This window comes from Cystobacter fuscus (assembly GCF_002305875.1).
Lineage (GTDB): Bacteria > Myxococcota > Myxococcia > Myxococcales > Myxococcaceae > Cystobacter > Cystobacter fuscus_A.
Map to the genome: position 1 here is coordinate 6,234,875 of NZ_CP022098.1, position 25,266 is coordinate 6,260,140.

General features: G+C 66.4%; 25 protein-coding genes. 11 read left to right on the forward strand and 14 right to left on the reverse strand.

Annotated features, from left to right (window positions below; all coding sequences use genetic code 11):
• Both CYFUS_RS25360 and CYFUS_RS25365 read left to right on the forward strand, forming a co-directional pair.
• Positions 1-3,402, forward strand: coding sequence for a Dauer Up-regulated (locus CYFUS_RS25360; protein WP_095987576.1), 3,402 nt, complete (start codon positions 1-3; stop codon positions 3,400-3,402).
• A 56-nt stretch (positions 3,403-3,458) separates the two neighbouring features.
• Positions 3,459-3,635 carry a GNAT family N-acetyltransferase gene (locus CYFUS_RS25365; protein ID WP_269770278.1) on the forward strand — a complete coding sequence of 59 codons (177 nt, stop codon included), beginning with the start codon at positions 3,459-3,461 and terminating at the stop codon, positions 3,633-3,635.
• Positions 3,636-3,839: 204 nt separating this feature from the next.
• Here CYFUS_RS25365 and CYFUS_RS52925 read toward each other — a convergent pair whose 3' ends face one another.
• The 3 genes from CYFUS_RS52925 to CYFUS_RS25380 all read right to left on the reverse strand — a co-directional run bounded on the left by CYFUS_RS52925 (position 3,840) and on the right by CYFUS_RS25380 (position 6,402).
• Complete coding sequence (locus CYFUS_RS52925; protein ID WP_095987577.1) at positions 3,840-4,631, reverse strand: IPT/TIG domain-containing protein; 792 nt, start codon at positions 4,629-4,631, stop codon at positions 3,840-3,842.
• 283 nt (positions 4,632-4,914) lie between these two features.
• Complete coding sequence (locus tag CYFUS_RS25375) at positions 4,915-5,340, reverse strand: DUSAM domain-containing protein (RefSeq protein ID WP_332468436.1); 426 nt, start codon at positions 5,338-5,340, stop codon at positions 4,915-4,917.
• Positions 5,341-5,463: 123 nt separating this feature from the next.
• Entirely contained in the window at positions 5,464-6,402 is a 939-nt protein-coding gene (locus tag CYFUS_RS25380; protein ID WP_232536781.1) for a LysR family transcriptional regulator, read from the reverse strand.
• A 104-nt stretch (positions 6,403-6,506) separates the two neighbouring features.
• Here CYFUS_RS25380 and CYFUS_RS25385 point away from each other — a divergent pair, with 104 nt between their 5' ends.
• A complete protein-coding gene (locus tag CYFUS_RS25385) occupies positions 6,507-7,097 on the forward strand; it encodes a malonic semialdehyde reductase (RefSeq protein ID WP_095987580.1) in 591 nt (196 codons plus the stop codon).
• Between the two features lie 195 nt (positions 7,098-7,292).
• On the opposite strand, the gene CYFUS_RS25390 is transcribed toward CYFUS_RS25385, so the two are convergent.
• Positions 7,293-8,114, reverse strand: coding sequence for a hypothetical protein (locus CYFUS_RS25390; protein WP_095987581.1), 822 nt, complete (start codon positions 8,112-8,114; stop codon positions 7,293-7,295).
• An 898-nt stretch (positions 8,115-9,012) separates the two neighbouring features.
• Here CYFUS_RS25390 and CYFUS_RS25395 point away from each other — a divergent pair.
• A complete protein-coding gene (locus tag CYFUS_RS25395) occupies positions 9,013-9,348 on the forward strand; it encodes a hypothetical protein (RefSeq protein WP_232536782.1) in 336 nt (111 codons plus the stop codon).
• A gap of 11 nt (positions 9,349-9,359) precedes the next feature.
• Complete coding sequence (locus CYFUS_RS25400; protein ID WP_095987582.1) at positions 9,360-9,992, forward strand: hypothetical protein; 633 nt, start codon at positions 9,360-9,362, stop codon at positions 9,990-9,992.
• A gap of 75 nt (positions 9,993-10,067) precedes the next feature.
• On the opposite strand, the gene CYFUS_RS25405 is transcribed toward CYFUS_RS25400, so the two are convergent.
• The 4 genes from CYFUS_RS25405 to CYFUS_RS25430 all read right to left on the reverse strand — a co-directional run bounded on the left by CYFUS_RS25405 (position 10,068) and on the right by CYFUS_RS25430 (position 14,027).
• A complete protein-coding gene (locus CYFUS_RS25405) occupies positions 10,068-10,622 on the reverse strand; it encodes a DUSAM domain-containing protein (protein WP_198316056.1) in 555 nt (184 codons plus the stop codon).
• 37 nt (positions 10,623-10,659) lie between these two features.
• Complete coding sequence (locus CYFUS_RS25410; RefSeq protein WP_095987584.1) at positions 10,660-11,973, reverse strand: transposase; 1,314 nt, start codon at positions 11,971-11,973, stop codon at positions 10,660-10,662.
• Positions 11,974-12,257: 284 nt separating this feature from the next.
• Positions 12,258-12,509, reverse strand: coding sequence for a DUSAM domain-containing protein (locus CYFUS_RS25420; RefSeq protein ID WP_095987586.1), 252 nt, complete (start codon positions 12,507-12,509; stop codon positions 12,258-12,260).
• 576 nt (positions 12,510-13,085) lie between these two features.
• Positions 13,086-14,027 (reverse strand): DUF2381 family protein, encoded by a 942-nt coding sequence (locus CYFUS_RS25430; protein ID WP_332468437.1) that lies wholly within the window; start codon positions 14,025-14,027, stop codon positions 13,086-13,088.
• Between the two features lie 154 nt (positions 14,028-14,181).
• On the opposite strand from CYFUS_RS25430, the gene CYFUS_RS25435 reads away from it, so the two are divergent.
• Together CYFUS_RS25435 and CYFUS_RS25440 are read left to right on the forward strand one after the other, a co-directional pair.
• Positions 14,182-15,861: a hypothetical protein gene (locus CYFUS_RS25435; protein ID WP_095987589.1), complete on the forward strand. Its 1,680-nt coding sequence runs from the start codon at positions 14,182-14,184 to the stop codon at positions 15,859-15,861.
• A gap of 11 nt (positions 15,862-15,872) precedes the next feature.
• Complete coding sequence (locus CYFUS_RS25440) at positions 15,873-16,499, forward strand: pentapeptide repeat-containing protein (RefSeq protein WP_095987590.1); 627 nt, start codon at positions 15,873-15,875, stop codon at positions 16,497-16,499.
• Between the two features lie 27 nt (positions 16,500-16,526).
• Here CYFUS_RS25440 and CYFUS_RS25445 read toward each other — a convergent pair whose 3' ends face one another.
• The 4 genes from CYFUS_RS25445 to CYFUS_RS25460 are packed head-to-tail and all read right to left on the reverse strand — an operon-like array spanning position 16,527 to position 20,443.
• Positions 16,527-17,216 carry a hypothetical protein gene (locus tag CYFUS_RS25445; RefSeq protein WP_157758652.1) on the reverse strand — a complete coding sequence of 230 codons (690 nt, stop codon included), beginning with the start codon at positions 17,214-17,216 and terminating at the stop codon, positions 16,527-16,529.
• Positions 17,217-17,252: 36 nt separating this feature from the next.
• Positions 17,253-18,038, reverse strand: coding sequence for a c-type cytochrome (locus tag CYFUS_RS52930; protein WP_232536783.1), 786 nt, complete (start codon positions 18,036-18,038; stop codon positions 17,253-17,255).
• An 11-nt stretch (positions 18,039-18,049) separates the two neighbouring features.
• Positions 18,050-19,168: a metallophosphoesterase family protein gene (locus tag CYFUS_RS25455; protein WP_095987592.1), complete on the reverse strand. Its 1,119-nt coding sequence runs from the start codon at positions 19,166-19,168 to the stop codon at positions 18,050-18,052.
• 3 nt (positions 19,169-19,171) lie between these two features.
• Positions 19,172-20,443 (reverse strand): cytochrome-c peroxidase, encoded by a 1,272-nt coding sequence (locus CYFUS_RS25460; protein ID WP_232536784.1) that lies wholly within the window; start codon positions 20,441-20,443, stop codon positions 19,172-19,174.
• Between the two features lie 350 nt (positions 20,444-20,793).
• Here CYFUS_RS25460 and CYFUS_RS51815 point away from each other — a divergent pair, with 350 nt between their 5' ends.
• The 3 genes from CYFUS_RS51815 (at position 20,794) to CYFUS_RS25470 (ending at position 23,071) form a co-directional block, all read left to right on the forward strand.
• On the forward strand, positions 20,794-20,940 hold the full coding sequence (locus tag CYFUS_RS51815) for a hypothetical protein (RefSeq protein WP_198316058.1): 147 nt from the start codon (positions 20,794-20,796) through the stop codon (positions 20,938-20,940).
• Positions 20,941-21,011: 71 nt separating this feature from the next.
• Positions 21,012-22,268: a hypothetical protein gene (locus CYFUS_RS25465; protein WP_095987593.1), complete on the forward strand. Its 1,257-nt coding sequence runs from the start codon at positions 21,012-21,014 to the stop codon at positions 22,266-22,268.
• Between the two features lie 11 nt (positions 22,269-22,279).
• Positions 22,280-23,071, forward strand: coding sequence for a hypothetical protein (locus CYFUS_RS25470; RefSeq protein WP_095987594.1), 792 nt, complete (start codon positions 22,280-22,282; stop codon positions 23,069-23,071).
• A gap of 12 nt (positions 23,072-23,083) precedes the next feature.
• Here CYFUS_RS25470 and CYFUS_RS25475 read toward each other — a convergent pair whose 3' ends face one another.
• Positions 23,084-23,536: a hypothetical protein gene (locus tag CYFUS_RS25475; protein ID WP_095987595.1), complete on the reverse strand. Its 453-nt coding sequence runs from the start codon at positions 23,534-23,536 to the stop codon at positions 23,084-23,086.
• 128 nt (positions 23,537-23,664) lie between these two features.
• On the opposite strand from CYFUS_RS25475, the gene CYFUS_RS25480 reads away from it, so the two are divergent.
• Positions 23,665-24,372 carry a glutamine amidotransferase-related protein gene (locus CYFUS_RS25480; RefSeq protein ID WP_095987596.1) on the forward strand — a complete coding sequence of 236 codons (708 nt, stop codon included), beginning with the start codon at positions 23,665-23,667 and terminating at the stop codon, positions 24,370-24,372.
• Between the two features lie 107 nt (positions 24,373-24,479).
• Here CYFUS_RS25480 and nth read toward each other — a convergent pair whose 3' ends face one another.
• Positions 24,480-25,142, reverse strand: a complete 663-nt coding sequence (gene nth, locus CYFUS_RS25485; protein WP_232537827.1) for an endonuclease III — start codon at positions 25,140-25,142, stop codon at positions 24,480-24,482.
• Positions 25,143-25,266 lie beyond the last annotated feature (124 nt).

The following is a 25,266-nucleotide window of genomic DNA, read 5'->3' on the forward strand; positions in this document are numbered from 1 at the left end:
ATGTCCCGCCCCGTTGACTCTGGCGCCGCCGAGGCCGCCGCCCGTCGTGCCGCCGCCGAGGCCGCCGCTCGTCGCGCCGCCGAGGAAGCCGCCCGTCGCGCCGCGGAGAAGGCCGCCGCCGAGGCCGCCGCGAAGGCCGCCGCCCGTCAGCAGGCGGAGTCCCAGCAGCCCCAGCTCCAGACCCAGAAGCCCCAGACCCAGCTCTTCAACCGCAACCAGTTCTCCGCGGGCGACAACCGGGCCCAGAACCGGCTGAGCGGCGAGTCCCCGGTCACGGCCATCGGTACCCCCGCGGCCACGGGTTCCACCTCGTCCACCACGGTCCGCCAGCTGGCCACCACGTCTGGCGCCCCCACCGCGCGCGGCGCCCGGGCCAGGGGCGTCGAGCCGTCGTCGGAGCCCTCGACGGAGCCGGAGCGCGCCTCGGCGCTGCCCGAGAATCCGAAGGATCTGCCCAAGCTCTTCCCGGAGCTGCAGGGCAAGGGCAAGGAGGAGATCAAGAAGGCATACGACTCGCTCAACAAGCTGGCCACCGGCTCCTTCTCGGAGAAGGCCACGGCGCTCGGGGAGCTGGCCTCGCAGTTCCCGCAGACGGTGCCCAACGCGCTGGAGCGGCTGGGCGTGAAGGACTCGAAGCTGGCGAAGCTGGCCACCAACTCCGAGGCCCTGGGCGCGCTGGGTACCCTGAGCAACCCGGACAAGTCCGCGGTGGACAAGGCCAAGGCCAGCCTCACGCTGGCCAAGGCCGCCGGTGACATCCTCAAGCCGGCCGATCTCAAGGGCGTGCTGGACACCACGCTCAAGGGCCTGCCCTCGGCGGAGAAGCTCATCGGCGCCGTGTCGACGTGGGCGGACCCCAATTCCTCCGGCGTGGACAAGGCCAAGGCCACGCTCGCGCTGGGCAAGGCGCTCAAGGACTTCGCGGGCGAGCAGTTCCCCGATCTCGCCAATGACTTGCGCAAGCTGGACGGTCCGCTGCGCGCGGCCGGCGCCGCCATCACCCTGTTCGATCCCAAGGCCTCCGTGCAGGACAAGGCCGTGGCCGCCGCGCAGCTCGCCGCCGAGCTGCCCGATCTGAAGAAGAACGTCACCGGGTTCGCCCAGATGCTGCGCAACGCGGGCGTCTCCCAGGCCGACGAGGTGGCCCAGCAGGGCGCGCGTCTGGCCGAGGTCGCCGTGAAGGGGTTGGATCCGGCGCTGGCCTCGAAGCTGTCGCCCGCGCAGCTGGACAAGCTGAAGGCCGCCGCCACGAAGCTGGGGGGCCCCGACTCACTCGAGTCCGTCCTCGGGGGCGTCACCGATCCGAAGGCGCTCGACAACCTGGTGGGACAGCTCGACTCGCTGGATGCCGCAGCGGGCAAGCGGCTGGTGGGCGCGCTGGGCGGCCTGGAGCACTCGGTGCTCAACGAGGCGCTCTCCGATCCGAAGGTAGCCGGGCAGCTCTCCCAGCTCGCCACCAGGCTGGATGACGACGCGGGCAAGGTGCTGGCCAACGCCGTGAAGGACATGGACGGGGCGGCGCTCAAGTCGCTGCTGCGCTTCACCGATGGGGTGGGCGCCGACGCCCTCAACACGACCCTCAAGGGCCTGGGGCCGCTGGTGGACAAGGTGGGCAGCAAGGTCGTGGGCCAGGGCCTGAAGGTGCTGGACAAGGCGCTGGGCAAGATGGGCGTGGAGATCACCGCCGAGGTGGCCGGCAAGGTCTTCAAGAACCTGGCGAAGGCCATCCCGGTGGCGGGCGCGGTGCCCAACGCCATCGACGCGGTGAAGTACGAGAAGGAAGCGCTGGAGCTGCACGGCAAGAACAACGACCTGGGCTACTTCGCGCACACCGCCGCCACGTTGAATGTCGTGGACGCGGGCCTGGGCATCGCGCTGGACGTCGCCGGTGTGTTCACCGGGGGCGCGGGCGTGGCCGTGGACGTGGGCACGAGCGTGGTGCTGGGCGCGGCCGAGCTGGCGATGGACATCGGCTTCGACCAGGAGAAGGCGAAGTACGAGGCGGACCCCGAGAACTACGAGGCCCCGGGGTGGATGAAGGCCGTCAACCTGGCCGGAGCCGCGGCGCAGGGCCCGGCGGGCATGGCGCAGCTGGCCGCCTACTATGGCCCCGAGGGCGCCGCCGAGCTGGCGCAGTGGGGCGTGGAGACGGGCGCCAAGGGCGCCGTGAAGCTGGCCGAGTTCGCGGGTGTATCGGCGGCGGAGGCCACGGGTGACGGCCTGAAGCTGACCGCGGGCTTCATCCACAAGATGGCGGACGTGGTGCGCAACCCCTCGCGCTACGGCGAGGCGGTGGCGCGGCAGGCCAGTGAGGCCTTCAACGCCGCCATCGCCAAGGGAGGCGAGATCGCGAAGGAGGCCCAGAAGGTCCTCGACAACGTCATCTCCGAGGCCAAGGAGCTGGGCAGCAAGGGCCTGGAGACGCTGAAGTACATCGCCGAGAACCCGGGCGAGGCCGCGAAGAAGGCGCTCGACGGCATCCAGAGCATCGTCAACTCGGGCATCGATCTGACGACGAAGTTCGGCAAGGATCTCTACAAGAAGGCCGTGGACACGCTCGAGGGCCTGAAGGCTGGCTGGGAGAAGCTGACCGGCGCCGCGAAGGAGAAGGCCCAGGAGCTCATCAACGGCGCGAGGGATCTCGTCAGCTCCACGGTGAACAAGGCGAAGGAGCTGGGCGAGAAGGGCCTGGAGCTGCTGGCGTGGACGGCCAGCCACCCGGGCGAGGCCGCGGAGAACGCGAAGCGGTTCCTCTCCGACACGCTGGCCAAGGGCGGCGAGCTGGCGAAGAAGGCGTGGGACTCGGTGCGCGCGCTGGGCGAGCAGGGCCTGGCGGTGGCCGAGGACGTCGTGCGCGGCCTGGCCCAGGCGGGCGAGGCCGCGGTGGACACGCTGCGCTACGTGGCGGAGCACCCGGGCGAGGCGGCCGCGAAGGTGCGCGACTGGGCGGGCCAGACGCTGTCGGATCTGGCGCGCAAGGGAGGCGAGGCGGCCAAGGCCGCGGCCACCGCCGTGAAGGACTTCGTCGATCGGCGCGCGGACTGGGCGAAGAAGTTCGCCAGGGATCTGCTCAAGGATGGCGTGGAGTCCTTCAAGGAGGTCGCCAAGGCCTGGAAGGACAACCTGACCGAGGGAGGCAAGGAAGTGATGGGGGCCCTGGCCGACCTGGGCGACGCGGGCGTGGATGCGCTGAAGGATCTGGCTGGCGTGGGCGGGCAGCTCGCGGAGGCGGCGGTGGGCCACCTCGACAACCTGGCGCGCGCGGGCGTGGGCGTGGCGAAGGACGCGCTGGAGGGCTTGGCGGACCTGGGCGGCGACGTGGGCAAGCTGGCCGGCGACGCCTTCGACTCCGTGACGGACTTCCTCGGGGACAGGATCCGCGACGTCATTCCGGGCATCTGACTTCTAGTGGAAGCGGCGGGAATCGAAACCGCCGCCTCCACTCCCAGAGCCGGGGACTGGGGAGGAAGCTGGTGGCGGCGGCACTGCGGTGGATGTTCTCCTGGGACGAGGTGAAGGTGATGCACCTCGTCGCCCGAGCGGAGAACGAACCCGCAGTGCGGCTGTACCGAGGGCTCGGATATCAGGTGCTCCACCGCATGCGCGCCGCTCGCCGTCCGCTCCAACGTCCCTAGGAACATCCGCGAAGAAGAATGCGAGGCCCCAGGAGGCTGAGGAAAAGGCGAAGGGCCCGGAATCGTCTCGCGAGTCCGGGCCCTTCTATTGGCGAGGAGTACTGGAGCCGGAAGGCGACTTTACCGCCCCATGCGACTCACGTCATCAATCTCCTCAACAGTTGATGAACGTTCGTAACAAACGCATTTTTACTAGACGCGGTCTTACTTCACACAGGCGAACGCCACGTTTCCGGCGCCGTGTTCGAAAGGACCGAAACCCGTCGCATATCCATTCCGTGCGCAATACCGGTGGACTGCTGACCTACACGCTAGGTCCATGACTGCGGTTGGAGTACAACTAGAGACCACCGACGTGAGAGTAGAAAAAGGCGTACTGAATACTCTCGCGCCAGGGCCGGGGATGCCCTGAAGCCCTTGAGCACCAGTGTCGCCCTTGAGACCCTGCGGACCGGTGTCGCCCTTGGGACCCTGCGGGCCCGGAATGCCCTGCACCCCCTGCGGACCGGTGTCACCCTTGGGACCCTGCGGGCCCGGAATGCCCTGCACCCCCTGCGGACCGGTGTCGCCCTTCTCACCCTTCTCGCCCTTGGGTCCCACCGCGCCCAGAGTCACATCGAAGGAGTCATTCTGTTCTACATTGGAGCCGGTCGACATCGTTAGCCGGTAAGAGCCGGAGCGCATGAGTACCGGAGGTAGGGCGACGACGACAGTGTAAGGGGTATAGGTCTTGACTTGCACCCCAATATCCATGAGGTAAACGCTGGGCGCGAGTCCGGTGGAAGTGACGAAGTTGCGGCCATGGATGGTCATCTGGTCCAGGTCGTAATCCACCTCCAAGTCCGTGATGTGCATCCGACTAGGGGTCGTCTGCGCCTGCGCCTGTGCCGAGATCGTCAGTCCCGCTATCAGGCCGGTCAGTACCCCCAAGCGGATGGCCATGGACGACATGCGCAGGTGAACCCCCAACGTCCTACTCCGGAAGGCTTTCATCATGAATTGTTCTTGTTTCTCTTGATGTGTGGATTTGTGACGCGCATGGAAGCGCAATCGCTGGCGCCCACTCTTACAGCAAAAAGGCTTCGTTCAAAACGGCTTCGAGAACCGGTACTTCAGGCAGGCTGCTACGCGAGTAAGCAGATGAATACCCGGTTTACGATTTTTTGCCAGTGCAAACCCTGCCGAGCGGTCAAGGTTACGGTGGTGTTGCTTGCTCATGGCGCACACTCCGCTCCCGGAGAGTCGTACTGCCGCGGAGGCGAAGTCTCCGCCAATAAGGTCACGACGCCGAGGGCAGTACGTCCAGGCTCCTCAGGTTCTCCTCGGCCATGCGGCGGTACTGCGGGACAATCTCCACGGCCAGCACTGCTCGCAGTTGATGACGTGCCTCTTCGAGATCTCCTGCTTCCTGACAACGGATCATCCGGTGAAGAGCTTGTGAAAGCCGCTGCTTTCCGTCGTCCATGCGCTTCAACATCACCGCCAGGAGTGCCTCGGTGCCCCCCACGGTCCTGAGCGACTCTTCCGTTTCGGCTTCACTGATGGCCACGGTAGGCGCGGTTCGCCGCAGGAAGTCGCGCAGGTCATCGCGGAGTTCCAGCGATTGGCCCTGTTGAACCCGGAGAGCCAGGGCTCGGATCTGCCCCCATGGGTGAAAGTCCTGTTCGACCTGCCCGGTCAGGAAGATCGTCTCGAATGTCGCCAGATAGTCGAGCCGGAAAAGGTGTCAGACGACTTGTAGCCAGCGAGAAACTGCGAGGAAGTCGTCGTGCTGGCCGATCCGGTCGTCACGCGGCTCACCGGGCGGATTGAACCGTGGCCACCCGCGTCACTCCGAGGGGAGCCTTCCCCTCCGCTCGGGCCGCGGGGTGAGCAGCGCTCGCAGCCGCCGCTCCAGGATGGGAAGCATCTGCTGGATCTTCGGCGACGCGAAGCGATGGCGGAGATAGACGAGGTGGACGGGCGCGCGCGCCGTGGACCATTCGGGAAGGACCCGGAGCAGCGCGCCCTCCTCGAGTTCGTCCTGTATCAAGTTCTCCGGAAGAAGCGCGATGCCCTCGCCGGCCTTTGCCAAAGCGATGAGCAGCGCGAACGACGTCGAGGTGTTCGTGAGCTCCGGCTTCACGCGGGTTGTCTTGCCCTCGGCGGTCTGGAGCACCCACAGCGGCTCCGCGCCATTCCTCGGACTCGGCAGGAAGCCGATGCGCGGGTGCCGGGAGAGCTCTCTCGGAGCGTCGAGCGCGGGAGCACCGCGCAGGTAGGCCGGACTCGCCACCAGCACCTGGCATCCCGCGCCGACTCGCTTCGCGATGAGGCTCGAGTCGTCGAGGTGGCCGCCGCGAATCGCGATGTCGAACCCCTCCGCGATCAAGTCGACAGCGCGATTGCTGAAATGGGTCTCGACCCGGACGCCCGGAAATCTCGCGCGGTATTCGGCGATCGACTCCGCGATCTCCCGGGTCGCGAAATCATTCGGTCCCGTCATTCTCAAGACGCCGGTCGGGCTCTTCTGCGCCTGGGAGGCCTCCTCGCCCGCGCGGAGAAGTGCATTCACCGCGGCTTCGGCCTTCGTGAAGAACTCGCGCCCCACGTCGGTCAACTTGAGGGTGCGCGTCGTCCGCGTGAGCAGGCTGCTGCCGAAGGAGGCCTCGAGCGCGGCGACCCGGTCGCTCACGGTGGAGACGGGAATGCCGAGCGCGCGCGCGGCGCCCGTGAAGCTGCCACTGTTCACGACGTGCACGAAGACAAGCGCCGCATTGAGGTCCATGCCCATTGTCCGCCCGGACGGAGAATCTGTCCGGATTCACCGGCCTTATCAAGACCGGCGTCCCGAGGGCATCTTCGCGGTGAGCCTGTTCGAAGGAGCACGACATGCGCCCGCCCATCTCGCCCGAGTCCGTGAAACAACTCTTCACCCACGCCAGATCGTACCACCACTGGACGAACCAACCCGTCACCCAGGACACGCTGGAGGCCATCTACGAGCTGATGAAATGGGGACCGACCTCGGTCAACTCGATGCCCGCCCGGCTGCTGTTCGTGCGGAGCGAGGCGGAGAAGGAAAAACTCGTTCCGTGCGTCATGGGCTCCAACATCGAGCAGATCCGGACCGCCCCGGTGACCGTGATCGTCGCCTTCGACGAGCGCTTCTTCGACCACTCGAAGAGGCTCTTCCCCGCCTACGACGCCACGGCGCTCTTCGCCAATGACGCTCGCTTGAGCGAGGCGACGGCCTTCCGGAACAGCTCGCTGCAAGGGGCGTACATGATGTTCGCGGCCCGCGCGCTGGGGCTCGACGTGTGCCCCATGTCGGGCTTCGACAACACCTTGGTGGACCAGCGCTTCTTCCAGGGGACGACCTGGAAGTCGAACTTCATCTGCACGCTGGGGTATGGCGATGAGTCGAAGCTCCACCCGCGCGGACCGCGGCTGAGCTTCGAGGAGTCCTGCCGGATCATCTGACTCGACTTTCGCCATTTTGGACCTCGGCTCAGGCCGCTTGTGCAAGAGAGGGGCACAGCAAGGGACGCGGCGTCACATTCCGAGCCGGCCCGTCACCATCACGCCCGTCACCACCACGCGCACGACTCCAAGCTTCGACATCGGCTCTCTCCTCACGAGCTCAAACGAAGGCCAGACACACACCACCGGGGTGCTCTACTGCCACCAGTCCGAGACGTTGTTGAGATAGAAGACCCAATTGTCGTGGAAGGAGAGCTCCCCGATGAACCAGCCGCCCACGGGCTGGCCGTTCAGCAGCTGCTTCTCGTAGGTGTAGGAGACCTGACGTGAGCCGAGATACGTCCAGGTGTCGAGATCCCACAGAGACCAGGAGGTGGTGTAATGCCCGAGTCCCCCTCCGTCGTCATGGTACGTGGCCGCGATCGTCACCCGGTATTGCTTGCCGTTCTGGATCGCCGGGCCGTAGCTGTCGAACCCGAAGACGCAGTTGGGCGGCCAGTAGCCGAAGGTGTGGTCTCCGGCGGCTTCGATGGCGATCGTGTTGGTCACGGGAGGGGCACCGCACTGCAAGCCATATCCCACGCCTGGGTGGAAGTGCGTGGGGTAGCCAGAGACGTCCCCGAGGATCACGCCCTGGCCTCGGAAGGGATAGGGGGTGGACTGGTAGACCGGCGACGGGGTGTAGAGGTCTCCTCGCGCCATCACCCCGATGTGGCCTCCCGAGCCGAAATAGTTCACGGACAGGAGATCCAACTGGAGGAAGTGGGTGCTCTTGCCCGGGGGCTGCACGACCCCAGGGCCCGTCGAGATGAGGGCCTTCGCCAGGCTGGGTGTCCTCTGGGGTTGCCACGAGCCATACGCCTTCGACTCCACCCACGTCACCTTGTTGGTGGTGCTCACCTTGAATTGCCAGTTCTGGGGTGAGACCTGCGCGAGCACGGGTCCAGCGGCAAGGCAGCTGGCGATGAGCAGCAGCATGGGTCCCCGCGTCGCGGCCCGCGTCCAATCGTTCTTCATGGGTCCTCTTCTTGTCGGAGGTCAGCGCCCCTGGGTGCCCCCGGACGGGGTGCAGGTGGACGCCGACCCTGTTCTCGGGGAGGGTGGTAACACACCTTCGGAGCCGGTAGGCCACACTCGCAGTCACATGCCTGGAGCGTCCACGGTTGCTCCCCTGCCCACCCACCAGGTGCTCGGTAGGCGAAAGGTGCTGGCGGATGTGACGGCCCCCGCTGGGGTGCGCTCGATATTGGAGCACCTGGCACTTCCCACGCAGGCTCTGAAGCGGGCCCCGGCCCGGGGACCACCCCAGCGGGCGTGGTGCTCAACCTGGCGCAGCCGCTGTCAACACGCCCCAACTCCCCTGCCTCTCTCCTCAAGCGAGGGCGGCCTGGGCAGGGGTGTGCCCCAAGGGGTTGCACCGTCCCGTGTACTGGCGCGGCGCGCGGCCTTGCTAGCCCCGGCAGCGGTCCTTCTCGGCCTCTCCGCTCCAGCCCTCACCCTCCACATGGCTTCTCTCCCGCCTATACGCTATCCCGCCTATACGCCGACGGATTTGGTCCAAATTTGGTCCGACAAGAACCAATTTGGTCCCCCAGGGCGATCCGCGCCTCCTCATTAGGAGTGAGTTCGACTCAAGGCGGCGGGCAACTTCTAGCGGAGGCGGCGGGAATCGAACCCGCCGCCTGGTACGACCAGAGCGGGCCTGACCCGCCTCACCGATCCTGCGCGCCGCGCGAGGGCCGTCGCGAACTGAGGTACACCCCTTCCCGGGGGCACTGCACACGCCGCCTGCTCCGGCAGCCTCGAGCAGGAACGCCGGTCCGTCATGGTCGGCGCTCGACCAGGACCTTCGCGCGCGGTTCCGGGACCCCCAACATGAGCAGGCTCGTCCGCAGACATTCCCGCCGAGGACAAGGTGGGCGACCTGCTCCAGGAGGCCGTCACCGAGGCCGCGAACGAGTGGGGACCCAACAAGCTCTCGCGAGCCGAGAGAGACGCCATCGACGAGGCCTTGAAACAGGGCGAATACTGGCTGGCGCGACTGCTCGAGCGAGAGGCTCGTGGGCGCTACGTACAACTGAAGGTGAAAACGCAGTTCGAGCACCTCTACGACTTCAGCCTGAGCAAGGGCGTCGACGTGGTTGACCCGGCGAACGGTCGCAAGTACGAGATCCTCTCCGGAACGGCGTCGAATATGGCGCGGCATGGCAGGCGCATGGCGGGCGAGTTCTTCCGGATGCTCATCTTCTGAAAGGGGCGGCGATGGATTCGCTCGGTAACGTCGTCTTCAACGACCGGGAAATCGAAAACGAGCGGTTGGAGCTGGCGAACACGAAGGCGAACTACATCTTGGGCCCCAACCTGACGCTGAGGAACTGCACCCTCGTGCTGAAGGTGTCCGCTCGGCGCCTGAGCCTCAAGCAGCCTCGCTTCATCGACTGCACCTTCGAGGTGAAGCAGGAGTTGAAGAACTACCAAAGCTGGGTGGCCGCGTCGCTCAAGGGCTGCCGGTTCAAGGGGCGGCTGACAGGGTGTGACTTCGGCCACTGGCCTGAATACATGAGCCTGCCGTGGTATCAGCATGGCTCCATCGAGGACTGCGACTTCACCGAGGCCCAGATGGATGCTTGCCGCATCATGGGCTGTGACCCTGCCACCATCCGATTCCCCAAGTGGCCCTGCTTCACCTTCTTGGACCCCATCGGGCGAGCCCGTGAACTCAACAGCATCCAATGGCCTGGAGGTTTTCGCCCGATCATCGTGGAGGGGCAGTACAGGGATCCTCCCCGCACAACGGCCGTGACGTTCTACGCCCCGGCCCTCGCCAGGCGCCGCAAGACCACAGCGGAAGCGTTCAGGGCCGTCATCGAGCAGTTCGACTGCATCGTCTACTGACTGGGCCATGCCGAAGTCGCGCGACACCTCCCGGAGAGTCGTACTGCCGCGGAGACGAAGTCTCCGCCAATAAGGTCACGACGCCGAGGGCAGTACGTCCAGGCTCCTCAGGTTCTCCTCGGCCATGCGGCGGTACTGCGGGACAATCTCCACGGCCAGCACCGTTCGCAGTTGATGACGTGCCCCTTCGAGATCTCCTGCTTCCTGACAACGGATCATCCGGTGAAGAGCTTGTGAAAGCCGCTGCTTTCCGTCGTCCATGCGCTTCAACATCACCGCCAGGAGTGCCTCGGTGCCCCCCACGATCCTGAGCGACTCTTCCGTTTCGGTCTCGCTGATGGCCACGGTAGGAGCGGTCCGCCGCAGGAAGTCGCGCAGATCGTCGCGAAGTTCCAGCGTTTTGCCTCGCTGAACCCGAAGTGCCAAAGCTCGGATCTGTCCCCACGGGTGAAAGTCCTGTTCGACCTGCCCGGTCAGGAAGATCGTCTCGAATGTCGCCAGATAATCGAGCCGGATCTCGAGCTGTTCCTGGTAGTGGGGAACGACCTCGGCCGTGAGAGCATCCTCGATCACCTTCCGCGCGTCAGCGAAGTCGCCATTGTCGCGCAGGGCATCGACTTGGGAATCCACCTTCCCTAAGTTCGAGTTTCGCACTTTCTGGCGAGGCTCAAGCCGCCGCTTGGGAGGAGCCCGGGAGGAGGAGGAGCGGTTTTTGTTGACCCTGCTCATCGCGCGGGGTCGCAGAAAATGCCGAGCGCAAACAGGCGTAGCGCAAGGTGGTGAGCATGTCGGCGAAGGAAGGGCGCACCTTGTGGCGGTACCAGGGGCGGAAGGGAGGCTCGTAGTGGGTGTGCCCTTCTCTGGCGAACCACAGCACGGTCAGGCTGTAGAGCAGCATGGCCATAGGAGCGGTTCTCCGCACCGCCAAGCGGCTCCAACCCTGCGGCTCCTCGAAACCCAGGTGGCTCTTGCTTCCTTGGAAGGCTTCCTCAATGGACCATCGTCCGGCGTACCCCTGCAACACCTCCTCCGCCGTCTGTGTGGAGACGGTGGAGTAGAAAGCTTGCACGGGTCGATTTCCCGTCAGGGGCTCGACGACGACGACCTTGAGCAGACGGTTGGGAACGCTGTACCAATACACCAGCCCCTCGACGACACGCACCTTGTCTTGACGTCCATACAGTCGCAGCGTCAGGTGCCGCGCCTTCTGCTTTTCCAACATTTGTTCCGGGTTGGGCAAGCGAGGCCCACGCCGGCGAGGCCGACCCCGAGTCGTCGTCCGGCGCGCGGGGACAGGGGCGTGCAACCGGGCATCCAATGGCATTCGGCTGGTGAGGTCAAACCGGTCAGGGAGATGGGCCAGAACACTCTGTCCGCCGTAGGCCGAGTCGGCATACACGTGAAAGCGTCGCTCGGGCACTCCCTTGCTCAAGCACTTGAGCATTTCGACAGCCAGCTGGGGCCGCGTGCGATAAGTCAGGCGCCAGCGCGCTGCGGATTTGCGATTGAGATAAAGGCGGAAGAGGAGCGGCAGGCTGAAATAGCGGCCTGGAACACAAGGCAGTTGCACGCGCACGGCCAGCACGACCCACGAGTGCCCCCAGCTGAGGACAGCGCACTGGCGACTGCTGGCCAACGGGTCATGGTGCATGCCCGTGCCAAACATCTTCACGCCCCGCTTGCGCGCCAGGGTATCGTCCAGAGTGAGGGGCACTGCGCCCGGTTCAAGCAAGGGCCTGGCCAGGGCGAAGAGCGCCAGGCCCAATGCATCCAGGCTCCAGCGGGCGGTGGCGAAAACCCGGTAATAGGCCGAGTGGTGCTTGTCGCCCACGGCTCCAGCGGCCACCAGGACCCCCGTCAGAGTGCGGCGTCCAGCGAACAGCCAGCCTTTGACCACCGTCACCCACGAGGCCCGCGTGGGCGCGTTCATGGTGGCGCCCAGCGCCAGGAGCAATTGGAGGAAGGAATCCGGCAAGAACATGGTGTCCCCTTGGCGAGAGGGGACAGCCAGCTCGACTCGACGCTCCCCACCTCCGCCATCAGCTTGCAGTGGATGACTTCTAACGTCCTGCGGCGCCTCTCGCCCCTCCTGCTCGCCCTCCTGCCGCCAGCTCGCATGAGGAGCAGCCCACTCTTCAGCCCCTTCTTCTCTTCCTCTCTCAGCGCATCAAAAGTGCGAAACTCGAACTAAGGCGCCGTAAATAAATAATGTTGCCAATGTCTATGATTGGCCTCCGAGTAGGCCGCTGAATGAAGGTGGTCAATTTATTCTTTTACAGTGCCTAAGCGCACGGAGCCGTCCCGGATACGACGACCGATCTCCCGCAGGAGGGTGGTCGCCGTCGAGACACCACGCAGGGCGTCCTCCGTATCCTCGGGGCTAGGATTCACGAGTCGGGCGCCTCCACTCAGCAGGGCACGGGTCTCCTCACTCAGTTCGAGCGCCTCGCCCTGATTCAGTAAACGCTGCTCCAGTTGCTCGAGTCGCCGCCAAACAAGCTGTTCTTGGTCCGTCACGGTGAGGGCTCGTACGTTCAGATGCGCGCTCAACGAAAGTTGTCGACGATGTAAATCCCTGCACGAGAAAATTCGAGTACGGCGTTTCCAGGAAGTGAACCCGGTTTCTTCAAAAGTCCACCGTGACCCAATCGGGCGACGGCGCAGATGGGCACCGGCTCACCGTCTGGAGGACGCGCTTCATAATACCGGATGACCACGTTGGGCCCACCGGTCCAGATTTGCCCGTACAAACGAGTCACAGGAGGAAACGGCCCAAGGTCTTCGGTCAAGTAACTCTCAACGGGGCCATCATTGAGCGAGATAGGGCTCTGGCTGCTTTGGTTCGCATCGATTTCGGCAGTTGAACTGTCCCCAGGCCGGAGTTGTAGGTACCGCATGGCTTCGAGCGCCTTGTCTGGGCATTTCTGCGGTCCGGGGCTCCCATCCGGTCTGCGCGAAACACCTGAGCCCGCGCAGCCGAGACAGAGGTATGCGGCGAGGGTGATTGTCGAGAATAGTACTGCTGTCGTAGGACGCATGGAGGTGTCTTAACCTTCCCGGCTGTATCCACAAAGCAGGAAATGGGTACGCAGGTCAGCGCAGTAGGCCGTTGTAATTCATGACGACGCGACTCTGCTGACGCCCGCCGTTTCTGAAAAGCTCGAACACCAGTTGGTCGCCGTCCTTCTTGGGGTCCAATTCAGACAAGTCGATGACCATGACAATACGGCCTGTTCTACCCGGAGCGATTGAGTCTGGGAATTCTCGCAGGGCAAATGCCTTGGCCTCCTGAGTAGCCAGCGCCGAGAGGCGAGCGTCCATCAATTCCCACGGCCTCTCGGGATCCTTGTTCGTCACAGTGAAGACCATGGCTACCTTCCTCTTCGGCATCTTCTCTTTCGTCATGAGCAAAGAGATCAGGATTTCTGCTCCGTCCTCATGCAACAGCGTCTTTTCCAATTCCTTGAACGGGGTCATCGAAACCTCATTCCTCGCAATGAGAGCTGCGAGGGCATGATCAATCGATGTCCCTTGCTCATGATGACGGCGGTTTTCGTCTTGAAGCCTCTGATTCTCTTCGAGCAGCACCCGGATGGTCTCGGGAGAATTCGCATCCGCGTAGACATCCACCTGGCCATCCCAGGAGGTCTTGCTGTTTATGACGGTGAAGGACAGTTCCGTGCCATCCATGAGCGTGACCATCAGCAAGAAACGGTCTCCCGGAGTTAGATCCTTGAGCGGAACAATGACCACGGATCTTCCGCCAACGAGAAGGGGCTCGAAGTGACCTTCCCATGCCAAGAGCCTGGTCTTGCTCGGATCACAGGGCTGCTCGAATCGAAGCGTCGTCACCCCTTCTCGCGACACGTACACCTCCGGTGGCGCGGACTCGGAACTCTCCATGAGATGGATGCTCCTGTACACCGGAGCTTCTCGAAGATGGGGCAGGTTGGGTCGGGCTCTTGCCGTCATGGACCCGGCCAGCAGCGTGAGCAGGCCGAGCGTTCGCATCCAGTGGACCAAGTACGTCATCATTGGAAGCAGGTAGTATAGCACGGTCGAACCTTAAAAGTGGGCTCGACCGACTCCACGAGGACCTATGCCCGGCTCAGTTCTTGACGGGCACAACCGCATTTTCGTGTAGTTCCGGAGCGACGGTTGTTGGCTGCGTCGCTTCCGGAGGTGCGCCGTGTCCACCCGTCTTCCTGGCGCTCGCCCCATGGGCGCGCGGCTGGGCCCCTGCGTTAGCACCTGGGCTCTCCTCGTCCTCTCCCAGTTGGCATGTGCCACGGACACCCCACGGGGCAACTTCGTGGCCCACGGCTCCACCTCGCTGACGCCCCCACCGGCGCCCCAGGAGCATGTGGCCGCTATGGCGGAGCCTGGCCTCGAGTCCGCCACCGTGTACGACGTGGACTTCCTGCAACCCGGCGCCGTCGCCACCCGGGCGGTGCCCATCCCCAAGGCCGAGTTCCAACGAGCCTTCCTGCGCCTCTCGCGCGACGTGCGGCTGGGGACGAAGACTCCACAAGCGGCAGCCCGGGAACTGCTCCACCTGCTGCCGCCACCCCAGGGCGTTGAGACCGTGGACAGCCAGGGAGACTGGCTGCTGGAGGTGTACCGTGACCAGGCCTACACCCTGGTACCCGAGCGCCAGGAGGGCCCGGTGGTGCTCACCTCCGAGGCGGATGAAGCCCTGAGGGCCAGGTACCTCCAGTGGTGCGTGTCCCGAGGAGGCGGTGACTGCCTGGGTCTTCTGGACGACGGGCCCTATCTGCGCACCGACGACCGGCGGGCGTTCGCCCTGGCGCTGGCTTTCGGCCACGTCCTCGATGAGACGCGCGGGGCCCTGGTGCACGAGCTGCTGGACGTGCGGATGCTCGTTTCCACGGTCGTCTGGACGGTAGCGCTCTACTGCATGATGTGGGTGGTGCCCGAGCCCACGAGCAAGGCACTGGCTGCCGGCATGACCCTCCTGCTGATGGGCTACGTGGGCCTCGAGACGCTGTACGGGCTGATGGATGGCTGGGCCCGCATGGCGGACACGGCGCACCACGCCACCACCTTCGAGGAGTTGCACGCGGCAGGCGAGGACTTCGGCAAGGTGCTGGGCGAGGACGCGGCCCGGGCCATGATTCTCGCCGTGGCCACGCTCGGTGGGCATACGCTGGGGCAGGTGTTGCCGCGGGTGAAGTCGCTTCCGCGCTTCAACCTCGCGGGGAAGCAGTTCGAGGCCCAGGGCGGCGCCGCTGTCATGGGGCGCCTGGAGGTGACGGAGGCGGCGCTCGCGACGGAGGGCGCCCTGGCCCAGGCGGTGGCGGCGGTGGACACGGTGGCCACCTCCCCGCAGGGCCCCATCGCCGTGGTGATGCTCAAGAAGGGGCAGGGCCGTGGAGCAGGGCAGGCCCCTGGGGGCCGCTCCGCCGAAACCGTCATTCGCCACCGGGGCGGCAACCGGCAGGTGGAACTCAGCGATGGGCAGCGCTGGCACCTTCCTCGCGGAAAATCAGCCGCCGACATTCCCGCCGAGGACAAGGTGGGCAACACGCTCCAGGAGGCCGTCACCCAGGCCGCCAGGAAGTGGGGGCCCCACAGGCTCTCGCGCAATGAGCGAGACGCCATCGACGAGGCTCTGAAGCAGGGCGAATACTGGCTGGCGCGACTGCTGGAGCGAGAGGCTCGGGGACGCTTCGTGGAGGACGAAGTCAGCAAGCAGTTCAAACATCTCTACAACTTCAGCCGGAACAAGGGGGTCGATGTGGAAGTCCCTGGGGGCTACAAGTACGAGATTCTCTCTGGCACGGACTCGAACCTGGCGCGGCATGGCCGACGCATGGCGGGCGAGTTCTTCCGGATGATCACCTTCTGAAAGGCTGACGGATGCTCTACAACAAGGTCTTCTACGAGGACCGAGAGATTGAAAACGAGCGGCTGGAGCTGACGGACAAGGGGTCGCTCTATTTCCTTGGCTCCAATGTCACCTTCAGGAAATGCGCCCTGGTCCTCAAGGTCTCCGGCAGAAATCTGCTCTTCGACGAAGGCACGCGGTTCATCGACTGCACCTTCGAGGTGAAGCAGGAACTGAAAAACCACCAACAGTGGGTGTTCGCCTCCTTGACGGGGTGTCGGTTCAAGGGACGCCTGTCGGGCTGCGACTTCGGGCACTGGCCTGACTACTCAGAGAAGGCGGGACACGGCTCCATCGAGGACTGCGACTTCACCGAGGCCCGCCTGGATGGCTGCCGCATCATGGGCTGCGACCCTGCCGCCATCCGCTTCCCGAAGTGGCCCTGCTTCACCATTTTGGACCCCATTGGGCGAGCCCGCGAACTCAATAGCGTCCTGTGGCCGGGAGGTTTTCGACCGATCATCGTGGAGGGACAATACAGGGATCCTCCCCGCACAACGGCCGTAACGTTCTACGCCCCGGCCCTCGCCAGGCGCCGCAAGACCACCGAGGAAGCGTTCAGGTCCGTCATCGAGAAGTTCGACTGCATCGCCTACTAACTGGGCTATGAGGATCTTGATTTCCTCTCATGATGCAATTGATTGAAGCAGGGCCCGGGCGCGGATGACATCCTCGGCCCGGCGCAGCGGCGCCCCGTGGGCGGGCACGAGGATGGGCTCACCCTCCAAGGCCTCCAGCAGGGTCCGCGCGATCCGCCCGGGCTCGGTGCACAATACCGTCTTGAAGATGCGATTGATGCGCAACCCCGGAGCGCTGCCGCTCACCCAGAAGGCGAACTTCCAGAAGGGGTGGGGTGGAGGCGCGGCCTGGTTGCCCAGCAGCTCGTCGATATAGAGCACGGGCCGCGCTCCCCGGAGCACGCGCACCAGGGTGCCTCCATTCTTGGATCCGAGCAGCTCGCGGAAGATGACCTCGGGAGGGGTGGGCAGGCCCGAGAGGTCCGTGAAGGACTTCAGGCCGGGCCGGGTCAGGGCGGCGAGCGCCGCCGAGGGCGCGTAGGAGCGGGCCTCGGGATAACGGGCCTGCCACGCGGGCAGACCCAGATCATGCCCGGAGTGGGGGGCGACAATCGCCGTGACCCGGCCGTGGACCCCGAGCGCGGCGTGGTCCGCGTCCGACAGAACCGGCGGCGGGCTGACCACCGCGAGTTCTCCCGGGTGGAGCTGGACGGCGAACGCGTTGGTGGGCCCGAAGTGCCGGACCTCATACGCGTGGACCCACACCCCCGAGCCTTCCAGCACCTCGTTCCAAGCCATGGTCACCCCCCACAGAGGCGGCACGCTCCCCGCCGCTCAGTGCTTGCCGTACTCCAGCTTCACGCCCTTGCGCTGGGCGAAGATATAGGCCTCCATGGCCTTCATCCTCGGGTCATCCTCGGCGAGTGGCTTGCCGCGCACGGGGTTCTCGATGCACCAGTTCACCATGTCGCGCAGCAGCGCCACACGGCCGAGCTGCACCTGGTATTTCGGATAGGTCTCCGGGTGCGTGTTCGCCCCGTCCGGGTGGCACATGTCACAGGAGATGGCCACGGTGCTGCCCAGCTCCTTGGAGTCATGGAACACCCGGTGCCCCTCCTTCACCATCTGCTCGGCCGAGGCCTTCCACAGCGCCTCGTCCCGGGCGCCGAAGGCTCCGTACGTATGGCCCGCCTGTTCCTGGTCGCCCTTCTGCCTGGCGACCGCGGCCGCGTCCGAGGCGGCGCTCTCCCCCTGCTTCTTCACGTCAGACTTCGCGGCCGGCGGGGGCGTGGGCGGCTGGGCCAGGGCCACGCGAGGGGGCACCGGATCCCAGTTCGCCTGGGGGTTCTTGCGATGCCACTCGGCCATGAGTTGATCGGAGATGTCCTGGGCCTGCTTCTTGTCGATTTGCGCCGGATCCTTCACGCCCTTGACCTCGAGCGTCGTCTCGCCGTCGCACAGGGCGATCACCACGTTGCCCTCCGCCGAGCGGGGAACCTGATGTGTCGCGGGAGCGGGGGAGGTGCCCGGGGTGGACGCGTCCTTCGCGGACGCGGCTCCGAGCGACAGCAGACCGAGGGCGCCGAGCGCCACGATGCCGGATGTCTTGCGTGCGTTCATGGTGTGGGCTCCTAGTAGGACGGCAGTTTCGTCGCGGCCGGGCGGTCCTTCTTGCCCTTGGACGCGAGGTAGCTGGAGCGGACCGTGACGGGATCCCGGTCCCAGAGGTTGTAGAGCTTGTCCGCCAGCCCCTCGGCGGTCACGTCGAAGCGGCCGTCGCCGCACCCGTCGAAGTTGCTGAAGGGATCCGCGCGGTTCATCTGCACCGTGAGCGAGGGCAGCCCCTCGGGCGCGTAGGGCCACGGCCACGCGGTGGACAGCATCCCGTGGAACTGGATGTTGCCGATCTGGTTGCTGAGCATCTGGTGCGTGTGGCCGTGGATGACCGTCACGTTCTCGAAGGGCTTGAGCAGTGCCTGGATCTCGTCCGCGTCCTCGGTCCAGAAGTTCCACGGCCGGTAGTATTTGTAGAGCGGCGAGTGGCTGAAGACGATGAGGGGCGTCTTCTTGTCCACGCGGGCCAGGTCCTGCTTGAGCCACTCGCGGCCCGCCGCGCCCACCTCGAAGCGCGACTGCACGCCGTTGTCGAGCCCCGCCACCGTCTGCATGCGCTCCTCGGGCGTCATGCCGCGCTCGGTCCAGAAGTCCTTCTCGTTCACGCTCAGGAGCGTGACGAAGTGCACGCCCTTGTGATCGAACGAGTACTGGGGCTCGCCGAAGTTGGTGCGCCAGTGCTCGCCCATGTCGAGGAACCAGTCGTGCTCGCCCACCATCATGCGCACGGGGGCCTTGACCGACTTGAGGATCTCCCGGCCCAGGTCCAGCTCCTCCTTCTTGCCCAGCTGCGCCAGGTCTCCGCCGAAGAGGACGAAGTCCGGCTGGGGATCCAACCGGTTCACGTCATCCACCGCGCGCAGGATGGAGCGCACGAAGCGATCGTTGAGCTCCTTCTTGTACAGGTGCGTGTCGGAGATGTACGCGAAGGTGAAGCGGGGCCGGGCCGAGGGGGCCGCGTCGGCCACGCTGACGAGCTGGAAGCTGTGCGGGGTGATGAGGCTCTTGGCGGCCACGATGCCCGCGGACAGGCCGGCGAGCTTCATGAAGCCGCGGCGATCCAACCGGCGCAGGCCCTCGAAGAAGGCGTCGCGCTCCTCGTGGTGTTTCGTCTCGATGCTCTTGATGTGCTTCATGGGTCACTTCTCCGAGGACGGGCCCACGGGCCCATAGAAGCCGCGATCGGCGGGGTTGGAGATGGAGAGATCCGGGTTGGGCCCGAGGTCGCCGAGGTTGCCCTTCTTGCCCAGGGCCACGGCGGTATCGCGCTCGGGGCGTTTGTTCTTCCGGGCGCGCTGGCTCGCCAGCTCCTTCTTCTCCAGCGCCGCGAGGTCCTCCGACGTGAGCGCGAAGAGGAAGGCCACCAGGTCGTCGATCTCCGGCTCGGTGAGGCCCAGCCGCTGCATGCCTCCATCGAGGAAGGGGTTGGGGATGCCGCCCTTGTTGTAGTGGTCCATCACGTCCCACAGGGTGGCGAGCGAGCCGTCGTGCATGTAGGGGCCGGTGACGCCCACGTTGCGCAGGGTGGGCGTCTTGAAGCTGCCGATGTCGTTCTCGTTCTTGGTGACGAGGAAGCGGCCCATCTCCGACAGGTTGGTCTGGATGGCCAGCTCGTCGATCTGCCTGGCGTCTCCGGTGCGCACCACGCGCAGGGCCTCGGCGGCGAGCTGGGTGAAGTCGTGCTGGTGCGCGGCGATGCCGATGTTGTGGAACTTCTGGTCGGAGAACAGGGGGGACACGGCGTTGCCCGCGTGGCAGCTGTTGCAGCGCGCCTTGCCGTTGAAGAGCGCCCACCCGCGCTTCTCCGCCGCGCTGAGCGCCTTGGAGTCACCCGCCAGGAAGCGGTCGAAGCGGGCGTTGCCGGAGAACTGCGTGCGCTCGAACGCGGCGATGGCCGTGGCGAGATCCTCGGAGGTGGGCTCGCGGCCGAACACCTTCTGGAACTCGGGCGGGTACTCGGGCAGCCCCTTCACCTTGGCCACCACGGCCTCCACGTCGGGCATGCCCATCTCGATGGGGTTGATGATGGGCAGCAGCGCCTGATCCTCGAGCGAGCCCGCGCGCCCGTCCCAGAACTGGGTGGCGTTGAAGAGGGCGTTGAGCACCGTGGGGCTGTTGCGCTGGCCCCTCTGCTTCTTGATGCCCTCGGACCGGGGGAGCCCATCCGTGAAGGCGCGTTTGGGGTCATGACACGTCGCGCAACTCACCGAGTCGTCCGCGGACAGGCGTTTGTCATTGAAGAGCTTCTCGCCCAGGGCGATCTGTGACGCGGTGGGTCGCCGCTCCGGAGGCACGGAGAGCTCGTACAGCACCGGGGAGACGCCCAGGGGAAACGACTTCGGGGGTGGTGGGGGTTGCGCCAGGACGGTGCCGCCCAGCGCGAGCACCGCCACACACGTGAGTGCTTTCATGAACACCTCGCTCGGGATGAATCGGATCGCGTGCATCGTTCGGGGAGGGAAGGGGCGCCCTCGCTCCGGGGTCCGTGTCGTCTCGGCCCGGAGTCTGGGTAACAAGTCCTTTTATTTCCGCATGTGCGCGGGCCTCGCCCCTGTTCCCTTGGACAGTTGATTGTCTTCGGGAGGTCAATTCCCACGGTCCTGGTTTTCGCCAGACAACAATTCCAGGGGGTACACGCGAGGTTTCCCTGAACCGGGACCTCGCGTGACGCCGCGCGGTGTTGGCATTTTTCCGACAACATCCCGGTTTCCCTGGGTAGAATGGGAAGAGCAGTGAACCCCTCCACTCCAGGAGCTTCCTCATGAAGCGCATCATCGCCCTCGCCGCCGCCGTGCTCGCCCTGGGAATGGGCTTTGCTTCCTCGTCCGTGCAGGCGGATGACTGCCAGCCGCCGTGCTGGAAGGATCCCGTCACCGGAAAGATCATCTGCGGAACGCCCTGCCCGTAGAGCGGACATGGGGCTTCGTTGCCCCCACGAAGAGGGGTGACGAAGCCCTCGCGGCAGGGCACGCTCCCCACATGGCGAGTTCCCTGCCAGAGAAATCCCCCGCCGCTCATCCCGTTGCCTACCTCACGGACGTGGAGGGGCTCTGGGAGAAGCTGGCCAGTTTCTGCCGGGACAACCCCCACGTGTCGCTCGAGCATGGGGGGCGGCTCGTCGTCCGGCCGGGCGCCACCTTCGTCTATGGCGGCGACGCGCTCGACCGGGGTCCCGACGGGCGCCGGGTGGTGCGCACGCTGCTCAACGCCTGGCGCGAGTTTCCCACGCAGGTGGTGCTGCTGGCGGGCAACCGGGACATCAACAAGCTGCGCCTGGTGCGCGAGTTGAACGGACACCCCCTGGCGCGCACGCCCGAGGACATGCGCCGCGCGCCCCGGCCCGAGCTCCTGCGGTGGATTTTCGCGAACACCATGGGCGCGCGCGGGGCCTTCGAGTTCCGCCAGGCCGAGCTGGCCCGGGAAGACAGCGCCGTGAGCGAGGAGGACGTGGTGGACAGCTTCCTCGAGGACCTGGGTCCCGGGGGCGTGCTGCGCGACTACCTCACCGTGTGCCAGTTGGCCCACCGCATCGGCAACACCTTGTTCGTGCACGGCGGCGTGCGCGAGGAGAGCCTTGGCTTCGTGCCCTCGCGGGGCCGGGTGGAGGGGGTGGATGCGTGGCGGGAGGCGCTCAACGGCTGGTATGCCGAGCAGCTCGCGGCGTTCGCCGAGGGCCGTCTGGAGGGCGGCGTTCCGGGCTGGGAGCCGCTCATCGCCTACCAGGCCCCCATTCCGGGCCAGCGCGTCAACCCCGCGAGCGTGGTGTACGGGCGCATGGCCGACGCGAACAACCATCCCGGCCTGCCTTCCGCCGGCCTCATCGCGGCGCTCGCCCACGAGGGCATCCACCGGCTCGTGGTGGGGCATACCCCGAGCGGGGATTGTCCCTCGGTGCTGCGCGAGGGGCGCTTCGAGCTCATCCTCGCGGACAACTCCTATGGCCGGGTGGAGGAGGCCTCGCGGGTGTTCCTGCGCGACGACAGCGTGTGCGTGGAGGGCGGCGTGGTGCTGGAGGATGGGCGGCACGAGCGGGTGCGCTTCCAGCTCGCGCTCGAGGACTCCTCCACGCCCATTGGCCGGCAGGTGCTCGACACCGGGCACCTGGTGAAGGGGCCGCTCGCGGGCAGCGGGGACTGGTTGCTGTTCCGCGCCCTGCCCGGGCTCCGGGTCGAGCAACTGGCCTGGTCCCCGAGCGCGCTCGCGGACCATCCCCTGGGGTCCGCGCGGGCCGTATGATGCCCGGCCGCATGCGCCTCCTGTTCCTCGTCGTCGTGTGGCTGTTGTCCCCGCGGGCCGCGGCCCAGCCCGAGCTTCCGCCGATCGGCTCGCTCGGCGAGCGGACGCTGCTGATGTGGGGAGGCGGCCGCACGCGCGAGGAGGCGGAGTCCGTCCTGTCGTCCTACCAGGAGCGCGCGGAGAGCTGGGCGCGCGTGGTGGAGCTCGGGCCCGGCTTCCCCCGAATCATCGAGGGCTCGGAGGTCCCCGGCTTGCGGCCCGGCACCCATGCCGTGGTGCTGGGCGTGTGTGATCGGGCCTCGGGCGCGGAGATGGCGAAGGTGTTCAAGGCCCTGGAGCCGCTGGCGACCACGCGCTGGGTGATGTGGGAGGAGGGGGAGCCGCGCGCGTGTCCGGCGATGGTGCCGGGCTGGTCGCTGGGAGGGAGCGCCCGGGTGTGGGCCAAGGGGGGCAGCCTCGTGGCGACCCTCTTCCGCTCCATCGAAGGGGAGGGCGCGGGGGCGCGGCACGGCTGGCTGCTCGTGCTCGGGCTGCTGGGCAAGGAGGATGTCACGACGACGGTGGTCGAGCCTCCGGAGGAAGGTATCTCGTCGGAGGCGAAGCGCCTGAAGGGGGGCCGCAACGAAGTGGTGCTGGAGGAGTGGCTGACGGACCCGACGTGCGACACGGGGCCGCGCGCCGAGCTGCACGCCCGCACCTGGACCTTCTCCGCGCCCAGGGGCGAGCTGGTGACGAAGCAGGTGAAGAAGCCGCTGCGTCACGAGGACTGCGCGCGGGCACCGGACGAGGCGCCGGGAGACTGAGGTGGACGGGCGTCAGCCCACGTGGGTGTTGGACGTGGCGAAGTGCCGCTGGATGCGCTCGGCGTCGGCGACGCGCCCCGCCTCCCGGAGCTTGTCGAGCGCGTACTCGAGGGCCGACTCCATGTCGGACATGGCCCGGTGGGGCATTGGTTGGGGCTTGAGGTGGAAGACGAGGCTCATCGACAGGCGCACGGCCGCGGAGGTCACGACGATGGCGTTGCAGAGCACGCGCTCGCGCAGCCGGTCCGCGTTCGCGTCGAGCCACTCCGATAGCCTCCGGGACTGATCGCGCGGGGGCATTCCCGTCTGGCGCGCGTCGGTGATGCTGACGTACGGCTCGCCCCGCTCCAGGTAGGACGCGGAGCGGGTGAGGAACTCCTCGAACTGGGCGTTCGTCATCACGCCCGTGGGGCGGAAGATGACCAGGGGCCAGAGCGAATCATCGAAGGTGAGGCGGGCACTCATGACAGCTCCGGCGGGGGACGGATCTCGTGAGGGGACTCGGGTGGGTTCGGGGGAAACCAGCCCCCCACTGTAGCGCCAAATGGGTAGATTGCACGGACGACCTTGCCCATCCATCGAGGGGGAGAGCCATGCGCGCGGTGGTCATGCAGCACGAGGAGCACGAGGGCCCGGGAATGCTCGGTCCAGCGCTGGAGGCGGCGGGGTTCACGCTCGTCAAGCGCTTCCGGAGCGTCAAGCGCGAGGACGTGGAGGCGGAGCTGGTGGTGGTGCTTGGAGGCCCCATGGGTGTCTACGAGGCCGAGCGTCACCCCTTCCTCTCGGAGGAGCTCGCGCTGTTGACCGAGCGGCTCGCGTTCTCGCGGCCCGTGCTGGGCCTGTGCCTGGGCGCGCAACTGCTGGCGGCCGCGGCGGGCTCCGAGGTCTTCGTGGGAAAGAACGGCCTGGAGGTGGGGGTGGCCCCGGTGCGCTGGACGAAGGAGGGCCTGGCGGATCCGGTGCTCGGTGGCGTGCGCCCGCGAGCCACCGTGGCGCACTGGCACCAGGACACCTTCAAGCCGGTGCCGGGCGCCACGCTCCTGGCCTCGACGGATCGCTACACCCAGCAGGCCTTCCGGCTCGGTGACTCGTATGGACTCCAGTTCCACCTGGAGCTCACCGCGGACGAGCTCGATCGCTGGCTCACCCAGGGCGCGGAGGAGCTGGTGGAGTTGTACGAAAAGAACGTGGACGAGCTGCGCGCCCAGCTTCCGAAGCTGCGCGCGGCGGAGGGCGAGAACCGGGAGTGGCTCGAGCGGCTCGCCCACCACTTCGCCCGGGTGGCCCGCGCCGCCCGCTGAAGTGCCTCGCCTCGAGAAGGACATCCTCCCGTTCTGCGAGCGCAACAACATCTCGGCGGACGAGGTGCGGGAAATCGAGGGCGTCCTCCCCCAGCCGTAGGCGCGTGCTACCCGGGCGGCGCCTCCTCCACCCCGAGCTTCGGACAGAAGTCGGCCATGGGGCAGGCGTCGCACTTGGGCTTGCGCGCCATGCAGGTGTAGCGGCCGTGCAGGACGGTGGCGGGCCCGAGGAAGGTCCACTCCTCCTTGGGGACGAGCTTCATCAGCTCCTGTTCAATCTCCTCGGGCTTCTTCTTCTTGGTGAGTCCGAGCCGCTGGCTCACGCGCACCACGTGGGTGTCGACGATGATGCCCGAGGGCAGGTTGAAGGCGGTGTTGAGCACGACGTTGGCCGTCTTGCGCGCCACGCCCGGCAGGGTGGTGAGCTGCTCGACGGTGCGGGGCACTTCGCCGCCGAAGTCCGCGAGCAGTGCGCGGCTGAGTGCCTGCACCGCCTTCGTCTTCTGCTTGTAGAAGCCCGTGGGGCGCAGGTCCTCCTCGAGCTCGGCCGTCGCCGCGTCGGCGAGCGCCTGGGGGCCTCCGGGGTATTTCTGGAAGAGGGTGGCCGTCACGCGGTTGACGCGCTCGTCCGTGCACTGCGCGGCGAGCACGGTGGCCACGAGCAGCTCATACGGCGTCGTCCAGTTCAGCTCGTAGCGGGCCTCCGGGTACGCGGTGTGGAGGCGGGTGAGCAGTGTCTTCACGGTCTTCGCGGGCGTCATGGGTGTCATGGGCGTCATGGAAAAGGGCTCACCAGCTCGTGCGCACCGGGCAGCTTTGCTCCGAAGGGGGGACGTACCCTAATGGTTCGAGCCCGCCGCCCGCAGTGGAAACCCCCTGGGGGGGCGCGTATTT